Source organism: Ulvibacter sp. MAR_2010_11, assembly GCF_002813135.1.
Lineage (GTDB): Bacteria > Bacteroidota > Bacteroidia > Flavobacteriales > Flavobacteriaceae > Altibacter.
The window spans coordinates 350,457-368,362 of record NZ_PHTY01000001.1 but is presented as its reverse complement, the minus strand read 5'-3'; the positions used below and the strand labels follow the sequence as shown (position 1 = coordinate 368,362).

General features: G+C 38.9%; 18 protein-coding genes and 1 tRNA gene. 12 read left to right on the top strand and 7 right to left on the bottom strand.

Translation table 11 applies throughout. The features are described 5' to 3' along the window. The first annotated feature begins 62 nt into the window (after positions 1 to 62). Both truA and ATE92_RS01795 read left to right on the top strand, forming a co-directional pair. Positions 63 to 812 (top strand): tRNA pseudouridine(38-40) synthase TruA, encoded by a 750-nt coding sequence (truA, locus tag ATE92_RS01800; protein WP_100802072.1) that lies wholly within the window; start codon positions 63 to 65, stop codon positions 810 to 812. 30 nt (positions 813 to 842) lie between these two features. Further along, entirely contained in the window at positions 843 to 2,606 is a 1,764-nt protein-coding gene (locus ATE92_RS01795) for an ABC transporter ATP-binding protein (RefSeq protein WP_100802071.1), read from the top strand. On the opposite strand, the gene ATE92_RS01790 is transcribed toward ATE92_RS01795, so the two are convergent. Genes ATE92_RS01790 through folP form a run of 3 tightly spaced genes read right to left on the bottom strand, consistent with a single transcriptional unit; the run spans position 2,570 to position 5,064 of the window. Next, on the bottom strand, positions 2,570 to 3,397 hold the full coding sequence (locus ATE92_RS01790) for a DUF3667 domain-containing protein (RefSeq protein ID WP_100802070.1): 828 nt from the start codon (positions 3,395 to 3,397) through the stop codon (positions 2,570 to 2,572). The genes ATE92_RS01795 and ATE92_RS01790 overlap by 37 nt on opposite strands. A 4-nt stretch (positions 3,398 to 3,401) precedes the next feature. Next, on the bottom strand, positions 3,402 to 4,187 hold the full coding sequence (locus tag ATE92_RS01785; RefSeq protein ID WP_232729098.1) for a diadenylate cyclase: 786 nt from the start codon (positions 4,185 to 4,187) through the stop codon (positions 3,402 to 3,404). Between the two features lie 43 nt (positions 4,188 to 4,230). Further along, complete coding sequence (gene folP / locus ATE92_RS01780) at positions 4,231 to 5,064, bottom strand: dihydropteroate synthase (RefSeq protein WP_232729097.1); 834 nt, start codon at positions 5,062 to 5,064, stop codon at positions 4,231 to 4,233. A gap of 52 nt (positions 5,065 to 5,116) precedes the next feature. Here folP and ATE92_RS01775 point away from each other — a divergent pair, with 52 nt between their 5' ends. From ATE92_RS01775 to ATE92_RS01740, 8 genes are all read left to right on the top strand, one after another. After that, positions 5,117 to 5,659: a DUF1599 domain-containing protein gene (locus ATE92_RS01775; protein WP_100802068.1), complete on the top strand. Its 543-nt coding sequence runs from the start codon at positions 5,117 to 5,119 to the stop codon at positions 5,657 to 5,659. Continuing rightward, entirely contained in the window at positions 5,656 to 6,753 is a 1,098-nt protein-coding gene (locus tag ATE92_RS01770; RefSeq protein WP_100802067.1) for a BT_3928 family protein, read from the top strand. The genes ATE92_RS01775 and ATE92_RS01770 overlap by 4 nt, the downstream gene beginning before the upstream one ends. 1 nt (position 6,754) lies before the next feature. Further along, entirely contained in the window at positions 6,755 to 7,831 is a 1,077-nt protein-coding gene (locus tag ATE92_RS01765) for an ABC transporter permease (RefSeq protein WP_100802066.1), read from the top strand. Positions 7,832 to 7,876: 45 nt separating this feature from the next. Next, a complete protein-coding gene (tpiA, locus tag ATE92_RS01760) occupies positions 7,877 to 8,626 on the top strand; it encodes a triose-phosphate isomerase (protein ID WP_100802065.1) in 750 nt (249 codons plus the stop codon). Continuing rightward, complete coding sequence (gene prmA, locus ATE92_RS01755) at positions 8,626 to 9,459, top strand: 50S ribosomal protein L11 methyltransferase (RefSeq protein ID WP_100802064.1); 834 nt, start codon at positions 8,626 to 8,628, stop codon at positions 9,457 to 9,459. The genes tpiA and prmA overlap by 1 nt, the downstream gene beginning before the upstream one ends. Positions 9,460 to 9,475: 16 nt before the next feature. Next, the gene (locus tag ATE92_RS01750; protein ID WP_100802063.1) at positions 9,476 to 9,751 is read left to right on the top strand and encodes an ATP-dependent Clp protease adaptor ClpS; all 276 of its coding nucleotides are present in this window, start codon (positions 9,476 to 9,478) and stop codon (positions 9,749 to 9,751) included. Between the two features lie 160 nt (positions 9,752 to 9,911). Continuing rightward, positions 9,912 to 9,985 (top strand) — tRNA-Arg (locus ATE92_RS01745). 629 nt (positions 9,986 to 10,614) lie between these two features. Beyond that, positions 10,615 to 11,130 carry an adenine phosphoribosyltransferase gene (locus tag ATE92_RS01740; protein ID WP_100804313.1) on the top strand — a complete coding sequence of 172 codons (516 nt, stop codon included), beginning with the start codon at positions 10,615 to 10,617 and terminating at the stop codon, positions 11,128 to 11,130. On the opposite strand, the gene ATE92_RS01735 is transcribed toward ATE92_RS01740, so the two are convergent. The 4 genes from ATE92_RS01735 to ATE92_RS01720 all read right to left on the bottom strand — a co-directional run bounded on the left by ATE92_RS01735 (position 11,127) and on the right by ATE92_RS01720 (position 14,125). Beyond that, positions 11,127 to 11,279, bottom strand: coding sequence for an SsrA-binding protein (locus tag ATE92_RS01735; protein WP_100802062.1), 153 nt, complete (start codon positions 11,277 to 11,279; stop codon positions 11,127 to 11,129). The two genes, ATE92_RS01740 and ATE92_RS01735, sit on opposite strands and share 4 nt — an antisense overlap. A 63-nt stretch (positions 11,280 to 11,342) precedes the next feature. Beyond that, on the bottom strand, positions 11,343 to 13,235 hold the full coding sequence (locus ATE92_RS01730; protein WP_100802061.1) for a M56 family metallopeptidase: 1,893 nt from the start codon (positions 13,233 to 13,235) through the stop codon (positions 11,343 to 11,345). A gap of 1 nt (position 13,236) precedes the next feature. Continuing rightward, a complete protein-coding gene (locus tag ATE92_RS01725) occupies positions 13,237 to 13,593 on the bottom strand; it encodes a BlaI/MecI/CopY family transcriptional regulator (protein WP_100804312.1) in 357 nt (118 codons plus the stop codon). Positions 13,594 to 13,603: 10 nt separating this feature from the next. Continuing rightward, complete coding sequence (locus tag ATE92_RS01720) at positions 13,604 to 14,125, bottom strand: hypothetical protein (protein WP_100802060.1); 522 nt, start codon at positions 14,123 to 14,125, stop codon at positions 13,604 to 13,606. Positions 14,126 to 14,292: 167 nt separating this feature from the next. Between ATE92_RS01720 and ATE92_RS01715 the strand changes: the two genes are divergently transcribed. Then, complete coding sequence (locus ATE92_RS01715) at positions 14,293 to 15,246, top strand: calcium/sodium antiporter (protein ID WP_100804311.1); 954 nt, start codon at positions 14,293 to 14,295, stop codon at positions 15,244 to 15,246. A gap of 240 nt (positions 15,247 to 15,486) precedes the next feature. Continuing rightward, on the top strand, positions 15,487 to 17,673 hold the full coding sequence (locus ATE92_RS01710; protein WP_100802059.1) for a glutamine synthetase III: 2,187 nt from the start codon (positions 15,487 to 15,489) through the stop codon (positions 17,671 to 17,673). Positions 17,674 to 17,906 lie beyond the last annotated feature (233 nt).

The following is a 17,906-nucleotide window of genomic DNA, read 5'->3' as shown; positions in this document are numbered from 1 at the left end:
TATGAGGCTGAACCCTGAATCGTAAATCGTAAATCGTAATTTTGTGTTTTTAAAACCAAAGTGTGCGATATTTTATTGAAATAGCCTACAACGGAAAAAATTATCACGGCTGGCAAATTCAACCCGATGCTGTTAGTGTTCAGGAGGTGCTTGAACAAACACTATCCACCTTGCTTAGGAAAGACATTAAGGTCACCGGAGCTGGAAGAACCGATACTGGAGTACATGCCAAACAACTCTTTGCGCATTTTGATGAGGAAGTGATTGAAGATATTCCGGACTTGATGTACAGGCTTAATTCGTTTCTTCCGAAGGATATTTCGGTACAGCATATTTTTGAAGTAAAAAAAGAGGCTCATGCACGTTTTGATGCGGTTTCCCGTACATACGAGTACATAATTAGTTTTAAAAAAGATCCTTTTCTCGACGAATTCTCCTATTATATTCATCATAAACCGAATGTCGATATAATGAATGAGGCAGCAAATTCGTTATTAAACTATAAAGATTTTCAATGCTTTTCACGTTCTAAAACCGACGTAAAAACGTATTATTGTAAGGTGCAAAAAGCAATTTGGACTGAAAGAGATTCACAATTGATTTTCACCATTGTGGCCGATCGGTTCTTGCGAAATATGGTTCGTGCCGTTGTAGGAACCCTGTTAGAAGTAGGCTTTGAAAAAATTTCACTTTCACAATTTCACGAAATTATTGAAAGTAAAGACAGAAATAAAGCAGGAGCATCTGCTCCCGCTCATGGATTGTACCTTACTGAGGTTACCTATCCGGAACATATAAAAATTAATTCATAAAAAAGAAGTAGTCCCTGCAGTTGTAAATAGATGAAAGAGTCCGGTAATGCATTCGATTTTAAATTGTTTAAGCGTCTTTTGGCGTTTACCAATAAGTACAAGCTCATTTTTTATTTTGTAGGTTTCGCCGCCATCGCCATGTCCGGCTTGGCTATTTTAAGACCGTATCTGCTTCAGCGCACCATAGATGAATCTGTAGTGCCTCAGGATGGGGAAAGTCTGGTGTACTTTATCTCCCTGATGTTTGCGGTTTTATTATTGGAGGTGATTTTTCAGTTTGCCTTTATCTTTTATGCCAACTGGCTGGGGCAAAGTGTTATCAAGGATATGCGTGTTAAACTCTTCAAACTTATGACGAGCTTTAAGATGCAATATTTCGACAAGAGTGCAGTGGGACGCCTTACAACCAGAGCGGTAAACGATATAGAAACCATTTCGTCCATCTTTAGTGAAGGTCTCTTTATGATAATAAGTGACCTCTTAAAAATGGTGGTTATTGCAGGCTTTATGCTGTGGCAAAGTTGGGAATTATCGCTTATTGTTTTTGCAATTTTACCTTTGATACTCTATGCTACGCGTGTCTTTCAACGCGCTATGAAGATAGCTTTTGAAGACGTTCGAAATCAGGTAGCCAATTTAAATTCGTTTGTTCAGGAGCGTATCACGGGGATGAAAATCGTACAGATCTTTACGCGGGAAGAAACCGAATTCAAACACTTTAAAGAAATAAATGAGGAACATAAAAAGGCATGGGTGAAAACCGTTTGGTATAACTCTATCTTTTTTCCCATTGCTGAAATGTCCTCTTCCGTGGCCATAGGATTGCTTGTTTGGTACGGCGGACTCAATGCGGCGGAAGGCGGCGGGATTACCCTGGGACTCATTGTAGCCTTTATCGAATTGGCACAAATGCTTTTCAGACCACTACGCCAAATTGCCGATAAGTTTAATACACTGCAAATGGGCATGGTCGCTGCAAACAGGGTTTTTGCAATATTAGACACCAAATCACACATTGCCAATGAAGGACAAGTAACTTTGGAACAAACAAACGGATTCATTGAATTTAAAAACGTTCGATTTGGGTATATCGAGAATGAAGAAGTTATAAAAGATATTTCATTTACGGTGCAACCGGGAGAGACCGTCGCCATTGTAGGAGCTACAGGCGCGGGTAAATCGACTATTATTAATTTGTTGAACAGGTTTTACGAAATAAACAGTGGCGCAATACTTATTGACGGTACCGAAATAAAGGACTACACATTAAGCTCTCTCCGCAGTCATATTGCTATAGTGTTGCAGGATGTTTTCTTGTTTGCAGATACTATATTAAACAATATTACGCTTCAAAACCCCGATATTTCTGAAGAAGAGGTTATTACTGCCGCCAAAGAAATTGGAGTACATAAGTTTATTAAAACACTTCCGGACGGATATCATTACAATGTAAAGGAACGCGGAACCATGCTGTCTTCGGGGCAACGACAGTTGATTGCCTTTTTGCGAGCTTATGTAACCAAGCCCAGTATTTTGGTTTTAGATGAAGCAACGTCTTCGGTTGACTCTTATTCCGAAGAAATGATTCAGACTGCCACCGAAAAAATCACCCGAGGAAGAACTTCTATCGTAATTGCGCATCGTTTAGCCACAATTAAAAAGGCCGATACTATTTTGGTGATGGATGCGGGTAAAATTGTAGAGACAGGAACTCATAAACAATTGCTTAAGAAGCAAGATGGTTACTATCGCAAACTCTATGAAGTCCAGTTTATGACCGAAGAAGCGGTGTAAGATACATTTTGAGCGGCTCTTTGCGCTTCAATTACCTCTTTAAATGCTCCCGAATTATACATAATTACTCCGGCAATTACCGAAGTGATCACAAAGAAAATTCCCAGAATTAAGAAAAAGAGCAGCGTTCGTAATAGTATCCCCTCCATTGATAAACCGTACAAATGCTTAAGGCAATACCCCGAATAAATTATTTGCATTGGAATTAAAAATAACGCCATCGATCCAATAGAAACACCGAAAAAAGCACAACCAATCGTGATAACGGAACTAATAATCGAAATTTGAGAAAGAATATAAGTAAAGACTACCAATAGCTCTGCATAGTTGAATTTTTTATTTCTCCAAAACACCAACTTTGCTAAGAAGGCATATAATGGGACATACAACATCATAATCAACGATTGGTATTCGTTGATAAATTCCAGATTTTTCTTTGAAAATTCTTCGGTTCCTTTGGTAGTTACAGAAGATAGATCGAGTACCTCTGGGAAGAATTTATTGAGTAGAAAAATTTGCAATCCCGATAGCGTTAGTGCAATGGCAAAGTACCCAATAACATTGACATATTTTTTACGAACACCTTGCAGATATCCCCCAATAACATCATTTGGGCGGGAGAAGAGGGCAATAAAGGTTTGTAAAAACTTATTGTCGTAATTCAAGAATTGCGCACTGAAATCGGTTAGCAGATTTCTAAAATTGATGCGCTTCCTTATTATTTTTCCACCACAATTCGGGCAAAAGAAATGGCTTTCTAAAAGGGGAGTGCGACAATTTTTACAATCCATAGAGTTAATAGGTCAGATCTTTTTCAAGCTGTTTTTGCAATTCGGAGAGGTCTTCAAACAAAACGAAGTCCCCATCTTTTAGATAGGAAATTTGTCCGTTTTCTTCGGAAACTACCAAGCAAACTGCATCAGTTTTTTCGGTGATACCAACTGCGGCACGATGACGCAAACCAAAGCGTAACGGAATACTTCGGTCATTGGAAACCGGTAAAATTACACGTGTGGCGGTAATCATATTCTCTTCGATAATCATAGCGCCATCGTGTAACGGACTGTTTTTAAAAAAAATACTTTCAATAATGGGCATATTAACCTCCATCTGCATCTCGTCTCCGGTGTTTTTTACAAAATCCAAACTGTTGTTGCGCTGGAACACAATAAGGGCCCCTGTTTTGGTATTTCCCATTCGTCGGCAGGCATCGATGACAACCTTTACATTGGTTCGTGTCCCGCCTTCACTGGAGAGCAATTTAAATTGTCTTAAAAATTTCTTTCGGGCGCTAAAATTTGTAGACCCGAGCATCAACAAAAATTTTCGGATTTCCTGCTGAAAAACTACGATTAGGGCAAACATTCCAACACCGAGAAAGCCTCCAAGAATTTTACTGAAAAGTTCCATTCCCAGTAGTTCGGTAAGCTTCCAGATACCGTAAATAATAACAATACCTACAAAGATATTAATAGCGACAGTACCTTTTACCAAGCGATAAATGTAGTACATCAGGAATGCCACAAGGAGCACGTCTATTACATCAATAATCTTTATTTCAGTAAAATCTAAGAATTCCAATTTGTCCGGGCTTTTTGTAAATGTAGTTTAAAATTATAGAAAATTATGCTTCGTTTTTAAGGTTTTGGAGTAATGCAATACACTCATTTGCTTCTTTTACATCGTGAACGCGAAGCAAAGAAACACCTTTATAAAGAGCAATGCTATTTAGTACTGTTGTGCCGTTAAGTGCATTGGTGGCTGTGGTTTCAAGCGTTTTATAAATCAGTGATTTTCTGGAAAGCCCTGCCAAAATTGGAGTATTCAGCTGCTGAAACAATTCCAAATGATTCAGTAGTTCGAAGCTTTGAGACCGGGTTTTGGCGAAGCCAAAACCCGGATCGACTACAATATCATTAATACCCGCTTTTCTCGCTACCGCAATTCTTTCTGAAAAATAATTCAGCACTTCGGTCACCACGTTTTTATAATTTGTGTGTTGTGTCATATCCTGTGGTGTACCTCGAATATGCATTAAAATATAAGGAACCTTTAGTGTGGCAACGGTGGGGATCATTTCAGAATCTAATACACCTCCCGAAATATCATTCACTATTGCGGCTCCCGCTTCAACTGCTTTTTTGGCGACCTTACTTCTATAGGTATCGATAGATAGTACGGCTTCAGGAAATTTTTTAAGTATTGCTTCAATAGCCGGCTGGATGCGTTCCAGTTCTTTAGTTTCTGAAATGTCTTCGGCACCGGGACGCGAGCTGTAACCACCAATGTCCAAAAACGTAGCGCCGTCGCTAAGCATCTGCTCTGCCTGCACTAAAATGTTGTCTCTTGAAGTTGTTTTTCCGCCGTCGTAAAACGAATCGGGGGTCACATTAATAATCCCCATCACCTTAGGGACGGAAAGGTCGATAAGTCTACCTTTACAATTGAGTGTTTGCAATTTTTTAAATTGATTTATTTACCCGAAATTTACGCAAAATAGTAGAAACGAAATGTCGGATACTTCAAAACAATACAATGCCGTAATTGAAACCTGTAGAGCATTGTTTATCAATAAAATGAAAGACTACGGAAGTGCCTGGCGCATTTTACGACTTCCGTCTTTAACCGATCAGATCTTTATAAAGGCTCAGCGCATTAGAGGCCTTCAGCAGAATGCCGAACGAAAAGTGGATGAAGGAGCCATAAGCGAGTTTATCGGAATCATCAATTATTCGGTCATGGCATTGATTCAACTGGAAAAAGGGGTTGTAGAACAGCCGGACCTTTCCCTTGAAGAATCTATTGAATTATACGACAAGCAGATTGCCATCACCAAACAACTTATGATGGATAAAAATCACGATTATGGCGAGGCATGGCGCGATATGCGGGTGAGTTCGCTAACCGATTTAATTCTTCAGAAATTATTGCGGGTTAAACAAATTGAAGACAATCAAGGAAAAACATTGGTAAGCGAAGGCATTGATGCCAATTATCAGGATATGATTAATTATGCGGTTTTCGCCTTAATACATTTAAAAGAAACAGAATGAAAGTACTCGTTGGAATCTCAAGAATATTTGTTGGAATATTATTTCTCATTAGCGGATTAATAAAACTAAACGATCCCGTTGGCTTTTCGTTTAAACTGAAGGATTACTTCGCACCCGATGTACTCGATATGGAATTTCTGGTTCCCTACGCCTTAGTCATTGCCATCTTTGTAGTAATTTATGAAGTGTTATTGGGCGTCATGATCATTATTGGATATGCCAAAAAGTTCACACTTTGGAGCTTATTGCTAATGATTGTTTTCTTTACATTTCTTACTTTTTATTCGGCCTACTTTAACAAGGTTACCGATTGTGGATGCTTCGGAGATGCGTTAAAATTAACTCCCTGGGAATCGTTTACCAAAGACGTGATATTACTGGTCTTGATTCTTATTCTTTTCTTCGGAAAAAAGTACATTCAACCTTTCTTTACCAGCGGAACCCGTAGCCTTATTGTATTTGCTTCGTTTGTAGGCTGTTTGGGAATAACCTATTATGTGCTTCAGCACTTGCCAATTATCGACTTCCGGGCTTATAAAATAGGTTCAAATATTTCTGAAGGGATGACAGTTCCGGAGGGAGCTCCCATTCCAATTTTCGAATATAACTGGAAGTTTAAAGTAAACGGAGAAGAAAAGATTATCACTACAAACGGCGATTATCCAACTCAGGATGGGGAATTTATAAGTGTGGAGACCAAAGAGATTCAGGCCGGTTATGAACCGCCGGTGCATGATTTTAGCATAGAACGCGACGGAGAAGATTACACCACAGCGCTTTTAAATGAAGATAAATTGATTGTAATAATTGTCTACAATCTTGCAATGTCCGAAAAAGAAGGGTTTGCAGCAGTTAAAGAAGTTACAAACGAGGCGTTAAAAAAGGGATATAAGGTAATAGGCATGTCGGCTTCTTCACAGGAAGTGATGGATGGAGTCGCCAGAGAAAACCAATTTAATTTTAACTTCTATTTCTGTGATGAAACTACGTTAAAAACAATTGTACGCAGCAACCCCGGAATTTTGGAACTGCGAAAAGGCACCATCACACAAAAAGTGCATTATAACGATGCAAAAGATTTAAAACTTAACTAAGGTGACAGGATATCTGCTGCAAAAATTGGGCTATGCCTTGCTTACGTTATTTGGAGTAGTTACAGTTATTTTTTTGTTGTTTACCATTCTTCCCGGAGATCCTGCGCGTATGATGCTGGGTCAAAATGAAAATGCCGAACAAATTGCGGTGGTCAAGAAAAAGTATGGCTTCGATAAACCCATCGGACTCCAATATTTGTATTATCTAAACGATTTGTCACCACTTTCTTTTCACAGTGCCAACAGTGATGACTACACCTATCTTTCGGAAAATAAATACAAAGCGACACCGCTGTTTACCATGGGAGAGACACATGTGGTTGTAAAAGTTCCTTATTTGCGGGAATCTTTTCAGAAAAACGGTAAAAAAGTGAGCTCCGTAATCGCCGAAACTCTTCCTAATACCTTTGTTCTGGCAGTTTCAGCCATTACAATTGCGATGATTTTAGGGGTGCTGTTAGGAATTATTTCGGTGCTTTTTAAAGACGGATGGATAGACAGAGCCATTCAGCTAATTAGCACGCTGGGAATGAGCGTGCCGTCTTTTTTTAGTGCGATTATCTTTGCCTGGATCTTCGGATTTCTATTGCATGAATACACAGGTTTAAACATGACAGGAAGCCTCTATGAAGTTGACGATTTTGGCGAAGGAGCCTATATTCAATGGAAAAATTTACTACTTCCGGCCATAGTTTTGGGAATACGTCCGCTCGCGGTTGTGAGTCAGTTAATGCGTAACTCTTTACTGGAAGTTTTGCAACAGGATTATATTCGTACTGCCAAGGCCAAAGGCTTGTCGTTTTATACCATAATAAAAAAACACGCTCTTAAAAATTCGCTGAATCCGGTGGTAACTGCAATTTCGGGGTGGTTTGCCTCCATGCTTGCCGGAGCGGTCTTTGTGGAATATATTTTTGGATGGAATGGCTTGGGAAAAGAAATAGTTGACGCCTTAAACACCCTCGATCTGCCCATAATAATGGGCGCTGTATTGGTGATTGCCACTTTGTTTATACTAATCAATATCTTTGTAGACGTAATTTACGGATGGCTGGATCCTAAAATTAGCAGGAAGTAGCAATAGCCAATAATCTAAGTATCCAAAATACTAAAATACTAAGTTATGAGAAAGAAAATTGTTGCCGGTAATTGGAAGATGTATAATGACCTTTCGGAAACCACTATTCTTTTAGCCGCACTGAAAGAACAGGTGTTTCCTGAAGATGTAAATGTTATGGTGGCACCGGCCTTTACAAATTTACAGTATGCCAGTGATACCTTACGCGAACATCCTGTCACTGTTGCCGCGCAAAACATGCATCAGTCTGAAAAAGGTGCGTTTACCGGAGAAGTTTCGGCTGTTATGCTGAAAAGCATCGGGGTTGAAACCGTTATTTTGGGTCATAGCGAACGTCGTGCCTATTTTAATGAAAACAGCGCACTGCTAGCTGAAAAGGTTAATTCGGCCTTAAGCAACAATATGACTGCTATTTTTTGTTTTGGCGAAGAGTTGGTCGATAGAAAGGCAGGAAAGCACTTTGATGTAGTCCGCGAACAATTGGAGGACGGCTTGTTTCATATTTCCGAAAAAGACTGGAAACACATTATTTTGGCTTACGAACCGGTTTGGGCAATAGGCACCGGAGAAACAGCTTCTCCCGAACAAGCTCAGGAAATACATCAATTTATTCGTAAAACCATTTCAGAAAACTATTCAGAAGCCATTGCAGAAAATGTTTCTATTTTATACGGAGGAAGCGTAAAACCCGCCAACGCCGAGGAAATATTTGGTCAAAAGGATGTAGATGGCGGACTCATAGGCGGCGCCTCTCTGGATGCCGAAAGTTTTATTGCAATTGTAAACGCTTTTTAATGTCGCAAGTCTATTTAGAATATCAGTTTACTGTGAAACCGCTTCAGCCGGGCACCGAAATATTAATAGCACAATTGGGTTTTTCCGGATTTGAAAGTTTTGTGGAAACAGAAGAGGGGGTAACAGCTTATATTCAGAAGGATGAATGGCATGAGGATATTTTAGAAGGAATTCAAATACTCACTTCGGAAGAATTTACAATTCAGTTTACCTTTTCAGAAATAGAACAGGTAAATTGGAACGAAGAATGGGAAAAGAACTTTGAAGCCATCGAAGTTGACGGTACCTGTGTGGTGCGGGCGCCTTTTCATCCCAAGAGGAATGTGGCGTATGAGATAATTATAGAGCCTAAAATGTCTTTCGGGACGGGGCATCACGAAACTACTTTTTTGATGCTTCAGTATCTCTTGGAGCACAATTTCAACGATAAAGCGGTATTAGACATGGGCTGCGGCACGGCTGTGCTGGCAATTTTAGCTGAAATGCGAGGCGCTAAATCTATTGACGCCATAGATATTGATACCTGGTGCGTTGAAAATTCGGAAGAAAATGTGGCGCGGAACAACTGTATGGGAATTACAGTGCATTTAGGAGATGCTTCAATCATTCCGAAGCACAAGTATAATGTGGTAATTGCGAACATCAACCGGAACATTTTGTTAGGGGATATGGCAACATACCGTGATAGTTTATTACCTAACGGAACCCTATTTTTAAGCGGATTTTACGAAGAAGATTTGCCAATCATTTGTGAAAGTTGCAATAATTTGGGTTTTACCTTCGTTGATAACAAGAAGAAAAATAACTGGATTGCAGCAAAATTTGTAATTTAGAGTTTTACGATTTGTTATGAGTACCAAAGAAAAAATACAGGAAGATGTATTGTACGCCGAAAAGGAAGACAGGCAGAATGAGATTGTCCTTTACAACGACGATGTAAACACCTTCGACCACGTAATTAATACACTTATCTACGCCTGTGAGCACACGCCGGAGCAGGCCGAACAATGTTCTATCATTGTACATTACAAAGGAAAATGTACCGTAAAAACAGGGTCTTACGACGAATTGGAGCCACGTTGCAGTATGCTGTTGGATGCAGGGCTGAGTGCCGAGCTAGTGTAAGAAATCAACCACTAAATTTGCCTACAGATACGATGTAGCATACTTTTAGCTCATAAAATCTTTTTGAAGCTGTATTTTTTAAAATCCGTTATGATAATTGCGTAATAATATTTTATATTTGCACCCTCTTACGCGGCAATGTCCAAAATAAGAAAATCAAGGCCTCGTGGCGCAACTGAATAGCGCACTTGATTACGGCTCAAGAGGTTACAGGTTTGAATCCTGTCGAGGTCACGAATAAATCAAAAAAGCAAGCTAAAAAACATAGCTTGCTTTTGTTTTTTAGCGCTTTTTTGATTTTCAAAGCGGAGCTTTGTCAGGACGGCCGCAGGCAATCCTGTTTGATTTTCAGCGCGGAGCGCTAAGGATCACGAAGTAATCCATCAACTCTTCTAAATTGAGACTATAGCTTGCTTTTGTTTTTTAGCGCTTTTTTGATTTTCAAAGCGGAGCTTTGTCAGGACGGCCGCAGGCAATCCTGTTTGATTTTCAGCGCGGAGCGCTAAGGATCACGAAGTAATCCATCAACTCTTCTAAATTGAGACTATAGCTTGCTTTTGTTTTTTAGCGCTTTTTTGATTTTCAAAGCGGAGCTTTGTCAGGACGGCCGCAGGCAATCCTGTTTGATTTTCAGCGCGGAGCGCTAAGGATCACGAAGTAATCCATCAACTCTTCTAAATTGAGACTATAGCTTGCTTTTGTTTTTTAGCGCTTTTTTGATTTTCAAAGCGGAGCTTTGTCAGGACGGCCGCAGGCAATCCTATTTGATTTTCAAAATGGAGTTTTACGAGGAAGCACGGAGCGATTTCACAAAAAAAAACCGAAACAATTGTCTCACTTGCTTTTATTGGTTAACTTTCGTCATGGTTGCAATAGAACAGTACATACGGGACATTCCCGATTTTCCGAAGCAGGGTGTTGTTTTTAAAGACATTACTCCCTTATTGGCCAGTGCTGAAGCAACCGCATTTTGCCTTTCAGAATTATTAAAATTTATTGAAGGGCAAAGAATAGATAAAGTTGTGGGAATCGAGTCCCGAGGATTCTTTTTTGCAACCTTGTTAGCCAATGAACTGCAGGCAGGATTTGTGCCCATCCGTAAACCGGGAAAACTTCCCTATAATACCCTGAAACAGCCCTATACTCTCGAATACGGGATGGATGCGCTGGAAATTCACGAAGATGCTATACAAAAAGGAGACAAGGTACTTATGCACGACGATGTGTTGGCAACCGGCGGGACGGCTCGTGCAGCCTGCAAACTCATAGAAAAACTGGGAGGTGAAATTGTACAATGCAATTTCCTGATTGAATTGTCTTTTTTGAAAGGCGCAGAAAAGCTTAATAAATATGAGCTTCGGGCAATGCTAACCTATTAGTCCAACGAATTTTTTGTCACCCATAATTTAAAGGCAAATAAGGCCATCTGAAACTTAGAGGCCTTGGCTAGATCTACACCCTTTTTAGTGAAACTGGGAAGAACAGCCTTGTTGATTTTTGCCAGGACTTTAAAAAACGATTTCTTCATTCTATAAATTTACAAATAAAAAAGTCTCGTAAAACGAGACTTTTCTTGAGAACAAATTTTTGGCTATTGTAAATTCAGTCGAATGGGTTTTATAGGCTTGCCATCCGATTTTATGTTTGAAACCGATTCGGAGCCGTTTTCGTTTTTCATTTTAATTTTAATGGAAATAATATCACCATCACTATTTCGCTTAACGTTTTTATAGCTGAACGTAATATTCCTTTTGGCCAAACCATTTTTTAAATCCTCCAGTTCACTATCTGTTGTATTGCTGGTAATACGTATATTTCCTCGTCTGTTTCGGTCTCTGTCTACATAAAGTACATCATCAACATCTCCCGCTACAACTACATCACCTAGATCTTCTACATCAGAAGAACTTGCAATGGCATATTTGCGATCTACCATAGCTTTTGCCCGCTCTTCTTTTCTAATTTCCATACGTTTTTTGGCCAATTGGGCACGTTCTTCAGCTCTCGCTACTCGTTTGTCGGTTTCCTCCAAACTCAATTTGCTGTCTTTTTTACGCTGCTCTATTCTTTCCACTCGCGCTTTGGTTCGCTCTGCCGCACGAACGTCTCGTTCGGCCCGGCGTTTTTCGATGTTTTCACTTCCAAATCCGATAGAGCCATCGTCGGTAAGATAGATGTAGAAATCATCAATTGGACCGTCCTCACTTACAGAATAATTTCCGTTGGTTCCTTTGTTGTCGCTATAAGTTACCGAAATTGCTGTAAGTTCCCCATTCGCGTTAAATTGTAAATTACTGTAATTAAAGTTGACGTTGTGTTCTTCTTTCAACGTCTTTTTATGAATTTTAAGATCGGCTTCGGTGGTGTTTTTTGTAATCCGAATATAGATATCGTACACCGGTTGGGTGTTTTTTGAAATTATTGAAGCTAAGCTTTTTTCTTTTTCTGAAGCAGAAGGTGTTACCATTACCGGTAACTCTTCTTCGTCTTTTGGCTGGACAACAGCTTCAGTTTTATCGCTTTCGGCAACAGTTTTTTCTGAAACTAAAGGAATAGCATCGGTGGAAACCGCATCGGTTTCTGCAGGGATAATTTCCGAAGTCGTAGTTTTAAACTTTACAACTTCATTTACATTGAAACTCCAAAGAAATACCGCCAGTAAAGGCAAAATAATGCCGAGTTTCCATACATTGACTTTTTTTGAGGTGCTTTTGTTTAACATAATGATTCGTTTTTTGATGAATGATTGATAAAAATTATTAGTCAGCGCCGGAACAGTGGAGGGTGATGAAGCCCTAACCAGCGCCAATTGATATGCTTTTTTGGAAGGTACCTGAGCTGCAGTTTTGTTATCGGCAATAAACTCAAGATTCTCTTCAATACTATTCTTATAGAGCCATGCAAACGGATTCACCCATTGCAAAATACCGAGCAGGTTTGCAAACAGGATGTCCAGCGTATGCCATTGGTGCGTATGAATTTGCTCGTGTTTCAAAATCATTTTCAACTCATCCTCGCTGTGTAAAGTAGGGTTATACACAATGTATTTAAAGAAGGAAAAAGGAGAAATGTTTTGGGGTACCCTAACGTGAATTGCTCCCTCAATCCTTTCAGAAACAGAGCTGCGAATTATATTTATCAGGAAAATAAGTTGATATATAAATCGGATGAATAGCACAAGCACTCCCAAAAGGTATATCGTAAGTAAAATCTCCCACCAATAGATGGCTACAGCTTCATTTTGCTGAATGATATGTGTAAGAGGAACCGATTCGGTAATTTCCAAGGGCTCTATTACAGGAGCTTCAACATAGATAACTTTATTAAATTCGACCCAGGGGAGGAAGAAGGCAGTTATTCCGCCTAAAATAAGAAACTGACGCTTGGCCGAAAAGAGCGTGTTATTTTGAACAAATAAATAGTATACAAGATAAAACAGCATTATGATTCCGGCAGATTTCCCTAAATAAATAAGTAGTTCCATATTATTTTTGATTTTCTATAATGTCTAAAATCTCTCGTAATTCTTTGGCGCTTATTTTTTCATCTTTCGCAAAAAAGGAGACCATGCTTTTATAGTTGTTGTCGAAATAGCGCTTCATTGCCAAATTCATAAAGGTTTTCGTATAGGCTTCTTTGCTTACCAAAGGATAATACTGGTGGGTTTTTCCATAGGCGATGTAGGACACATAGCCTTTTTCTTCCAAATTTCGAACGATGGTTGACACCGTATTGTAATGATTTTCACCCTGAAGTTGGACTACAATTTCTTTTACAAAGGCTTTTTCTAATGTCCAAAGCGCTTGCATTACTTCTTCTTCTTTGTTTGTAAGCTGTTCCATAGCAATTTTATTATTCTTTATATAATTCACCATTAATATAAATGGTTCCCCCAAGTTCTTCGATGGTATATCCAAACCAGCCCTTTTTATTCTTTTTCCATGTTTCCTTGTGTTTCTGCGTTGTGACCACGGTATCCAGTGTAATCCCGTCTCTCTGAAACATCATACGCTTCCAATATTGAGAGGTATACACAAATATGCTATCACGTTTTAAATACTGAATACTGTCAATCTCCATCTTAATAACAAGCGTAGTGTCAATAATTGACCAATCTCTTAGAGCGTATTCACGTTGTGTTTCTCTGGAAATTTCTTCTCCGCTTTCGTCATATATAATAAGGTCTTCGGGGAGTCTGTCCATATAGCCATCAATGTCTTTGTGAATAGTTGCATTAATCCCTGCAGCCAAATCGGTTTCTATTTGTTTTTTGATAGCTTCTTTTTCGGCCAAAGACAGATTCAAATTCTCAGATTTTTTACAACCCGAAAGGAGTAAGATAATTCCGCTGGCAAAAACTAGTATTTTGTTCATATACATTATTTAATATCAAACATAAAACTATTTTTATAGTTATACAACTATACTTGTAGTTATTTAACTGGATTTTTAGTTTTTTATTGTCTGAAGCTTGTTTTCTGGAAAAAATTTGGTTCGTGTATGGAAAATCAAATTACTATCTTCGTGGCTTAATTTTTTTTATGAGCATACTTTACATTTTTTTGGGTTTACTATTATTGGTAGTAGGGGGCGAGTTTTTAGTGAGATCCTCCGTTGCGCTTTCTTTTAAGCTCAAATTGTCAAAAATGGTAATTGGTTTAACGGTTGTTTCCTTTGCAACTTCGGCACCCGAATTATTAGTAAGTGTGCAGGCCGCATTAGATGGATTTAGTGATATTGCATTGGGAAATGTTATTGGTTCAAATATTGCAAATATTGGTTTGGTGTTGGGAATCACATCTATTATAACGCCTTTGGCAATCGATAAGGATTTTTATAAATTCAATTGGCCGGTGATGATGTTCCTATCGGTTGTTTTTTATTTCCTGCTCAAAAGCGGACAGCAAATCGATAGAATGGAAGGAGGCGTTTTGTTTTTACTTCTTTTTGTCTATTTGTTTTTTCTACTTCGAAGAGCGAAAAATGCTCCCGAAACCAAACCAACCGATGATAGCATCGATGAAGGTCTCTCTAAAGCCACTAATTTTAGAATTGTTATATGGTTGCTTCTAGGTGGTATTGCACTTTATTTTGGAAGTGAGCTACTGGTGAAAGGGGCTGTTGATATGGCAACTGCCCTTGGTGTGAGCGAGCGGGTAATTGCAGTAACCATGATTGCAGTTGGTACCAGTGTGCCTGAATTGGCAGCTTCAGTGATTGCTGCTCTCAAGAAGGAGAAGGCCATATCGCTTGGAAATTTAATAGGCTCTAATATTTTTAATATTGCGTCGGTATTGGGAATTACGGCGCTTATTCAGCCTATTGCTCTAAAAAGTGAATTGGTGCTAACCAATGATATCTTTTGGATGCTCGGTTTTGCTGCTATTCTTATTCCATTAGCCTTTATTCCAAAACGTTTTGAAATTGGACGTACAAAAGGACTTATTATGGTAGCGGCCTATGCAGTCTTTATCGGGATGGCTTTTTTAGGATAATTCCGTCTACTTCGACTATAATTCATTTATAATTTTAATATTTTAACTAACCCCTATCAAAACAGGGGGTGTTCGGCATATATATACTATTTGAACACATAATTGAAGATAAAATAGGGGGTTATAAACAACAAACATGAAATTATTAATAACTTAACATAAAAAAATAGGGGGTGATTTCAAAAAAGATATATTTTTGCACTGTTTAAATCTATCTAATCACTTTTAAAGTCTTTTTTTATGTCAACATTACGTTTTCAAGCGCTTAAAGAAACCTTAAACCGAGTTCCAGTTAAAGTGGAAGAACCCGAAAGGCGTTCCGCTATTTTTGGTAAAAATGTATTCAACGAGGCAGCTATGCGTCAATATCTTACCAAAGATTCTTTCAATAGTGTTATGGATGCTATTGAAAACGGATCGAAAATCGCCAGACCTTATGCAGACCATATTTCTACCGGAATGAAGGAATGGGCAATTGCAAAAGGGGCCACGCATTACACACATTGGTTTCAACCCCTTACCGGAGCTACAGCCGAAAAGCACGATGCTTTTTTTGAGACTTTGAGTAACGGACAAGCAATTGAAAAATTTGGAGGCGGACAACTTGTGCAGCAAGAGCCTGATGCATCAAGTTTTCCAAACGGGGGTATTAGAAATACCTTTGAAGCCCGAGGCTATACGGCCTGGGATCCAACATCGCCTGCATTTTTATACGGTACCACACTTTGTATCCCTACGGTATTCGTAGCATATACTGGTGAGGCCTTAGATTATAAAACACCGTTATTACGTGCGCTTCAAACGATTGATACAGCTGCAACAGCTGTTGCAAAGTATTTTGACAAAAATGTCACTAAGGTGATTGCAACCTTAGGTTGGGAGCAAGAATATTTCTTGATTGACAAAGCCTTGGTATCTGCACGCCCGGATATCGCTATAGCAGGAAGAACTCTATTGGGACATGCTTCGGCAAAAGGTCAGCAGTTAGACGATCATTACTTTGGGTCTATTCCGGTTCGTGTACTAAATTATATGCGTGATTTGGAAACCGAATGTATGTATTTGGGAATTCCGGTGAAAACACGTCATAACGAAGTAGCTCCCAATCAGTTTGAGTTGGCGCCTATTTTTGAAGAAACCAATTTGGCAGTAGACCACAACTCCTTATTAATGGATGTAATGGACAAGGTTGCAGATCGGCATAATTTTAAAGTACTCTTCCACGAGAAACCTTTTAAAGGAGTAAACGGAAGCGGGAAGCATAATAACTGGTCTCTGGCTACTAACACCGGTATTAATCTTTTGGGACCCGGGAGTACGCCTATGAAAAACCTTCAATTCCTGACCTTCTTTATTAATACGTTGAAGGCGGTAAATGAATATGAAGAATTAATACGAGCCTCTATAGCAAGTGCAAGTAACGATCATCGTTTGGGTGCGAACGAGGCTCCACCGGCAATCATTTCGGCTTTTATTGGTAGCCAGCTAACCGAAGTGCTGGATGAATTGGAAAAAGTAACCAATGGAAAGTTATCTCCACAGGAGAAGACAGATCTTAAACTAAATGTGGTTGGCAAGATTCCGGAAATTCTTCTGGATAATACCGATCGAAACCGTACTTCTCCATTTGCCTTTACAGGAAACAAATTTGAATTACGCGCTGTAGGTTCGAAGGCCAATTGTGCAAATCCGATGACTGTGTTAAACGCCATTGTAGCAAGACAACTAATGGATTTTAAAGTAAAAGTTGATGCACTTATCAAGGATAAGAAGATGAAAAAGGACGATGCCATCTTCAACGTACTAAGAGAATATATTAAGGACTCTAAGAGAATTCGTTTTGAAGGAGACGGATATGGCGAAGCCTGGGAGAAGGAAGCTAAAAAGCGAGGCTTGAGTAATCATAAAACCACTCCCGAAGCTTTAAAGGCCAAGGTTTCAAAAAAGGCAATCGACCTGTTTGAAGGACTTGGTATTATGAGTAAGGTAGAAATGGAAGCTCGTTATGAAATTGAAACTGAAGAATATGCACTACGTATTCAGATTGAAGGAAGAATTTTAGGAGATATTGCAAGAAATCATGTAATTCCTACAGCAATTCGTTATCAAAATGTTCTCATAGAAAACGTTCAGGGCCTAAAAGAAATCTACGGAAAAGACTTTAAAAAGCTTGCTGGTGAGCAAATGGCTTTAATCGAACAAATCTCCGGTCACATTGCAAATATCAACAAAGGAATCACCGATATGATTAACGAACGCAAGAAGGCAAATACAATTATGGATGCCGAAAAGCGAGCGGCTACCTACTGTAACAAGGTTAAACCGTATTTTGATGAGATTCGATATCACTGTGATAAACTGGAGTTGTTAGTCGATGATGAGATCTGGCCTCTAACGAAATACCGTGAATTACTGTTCACCAAGTAAATTTAACAAAATTTTAACATATTGAGTAAAGGTCGTTTTTTGTGTCATTAAACGACCTTTTTTGTATGTAAGTCGATTCCTACTAAATACATTAACCAGAAAATTCCTACAAGTGCTTCATTCCCAATTAAATACGTGTATCCACGTATGTTTTTATATGATTTTATTTTCGATATTTGACCTATAGTTCAATTCAATGTAAAACAAAGGTTGGACTTTTTACTCCTCATTTT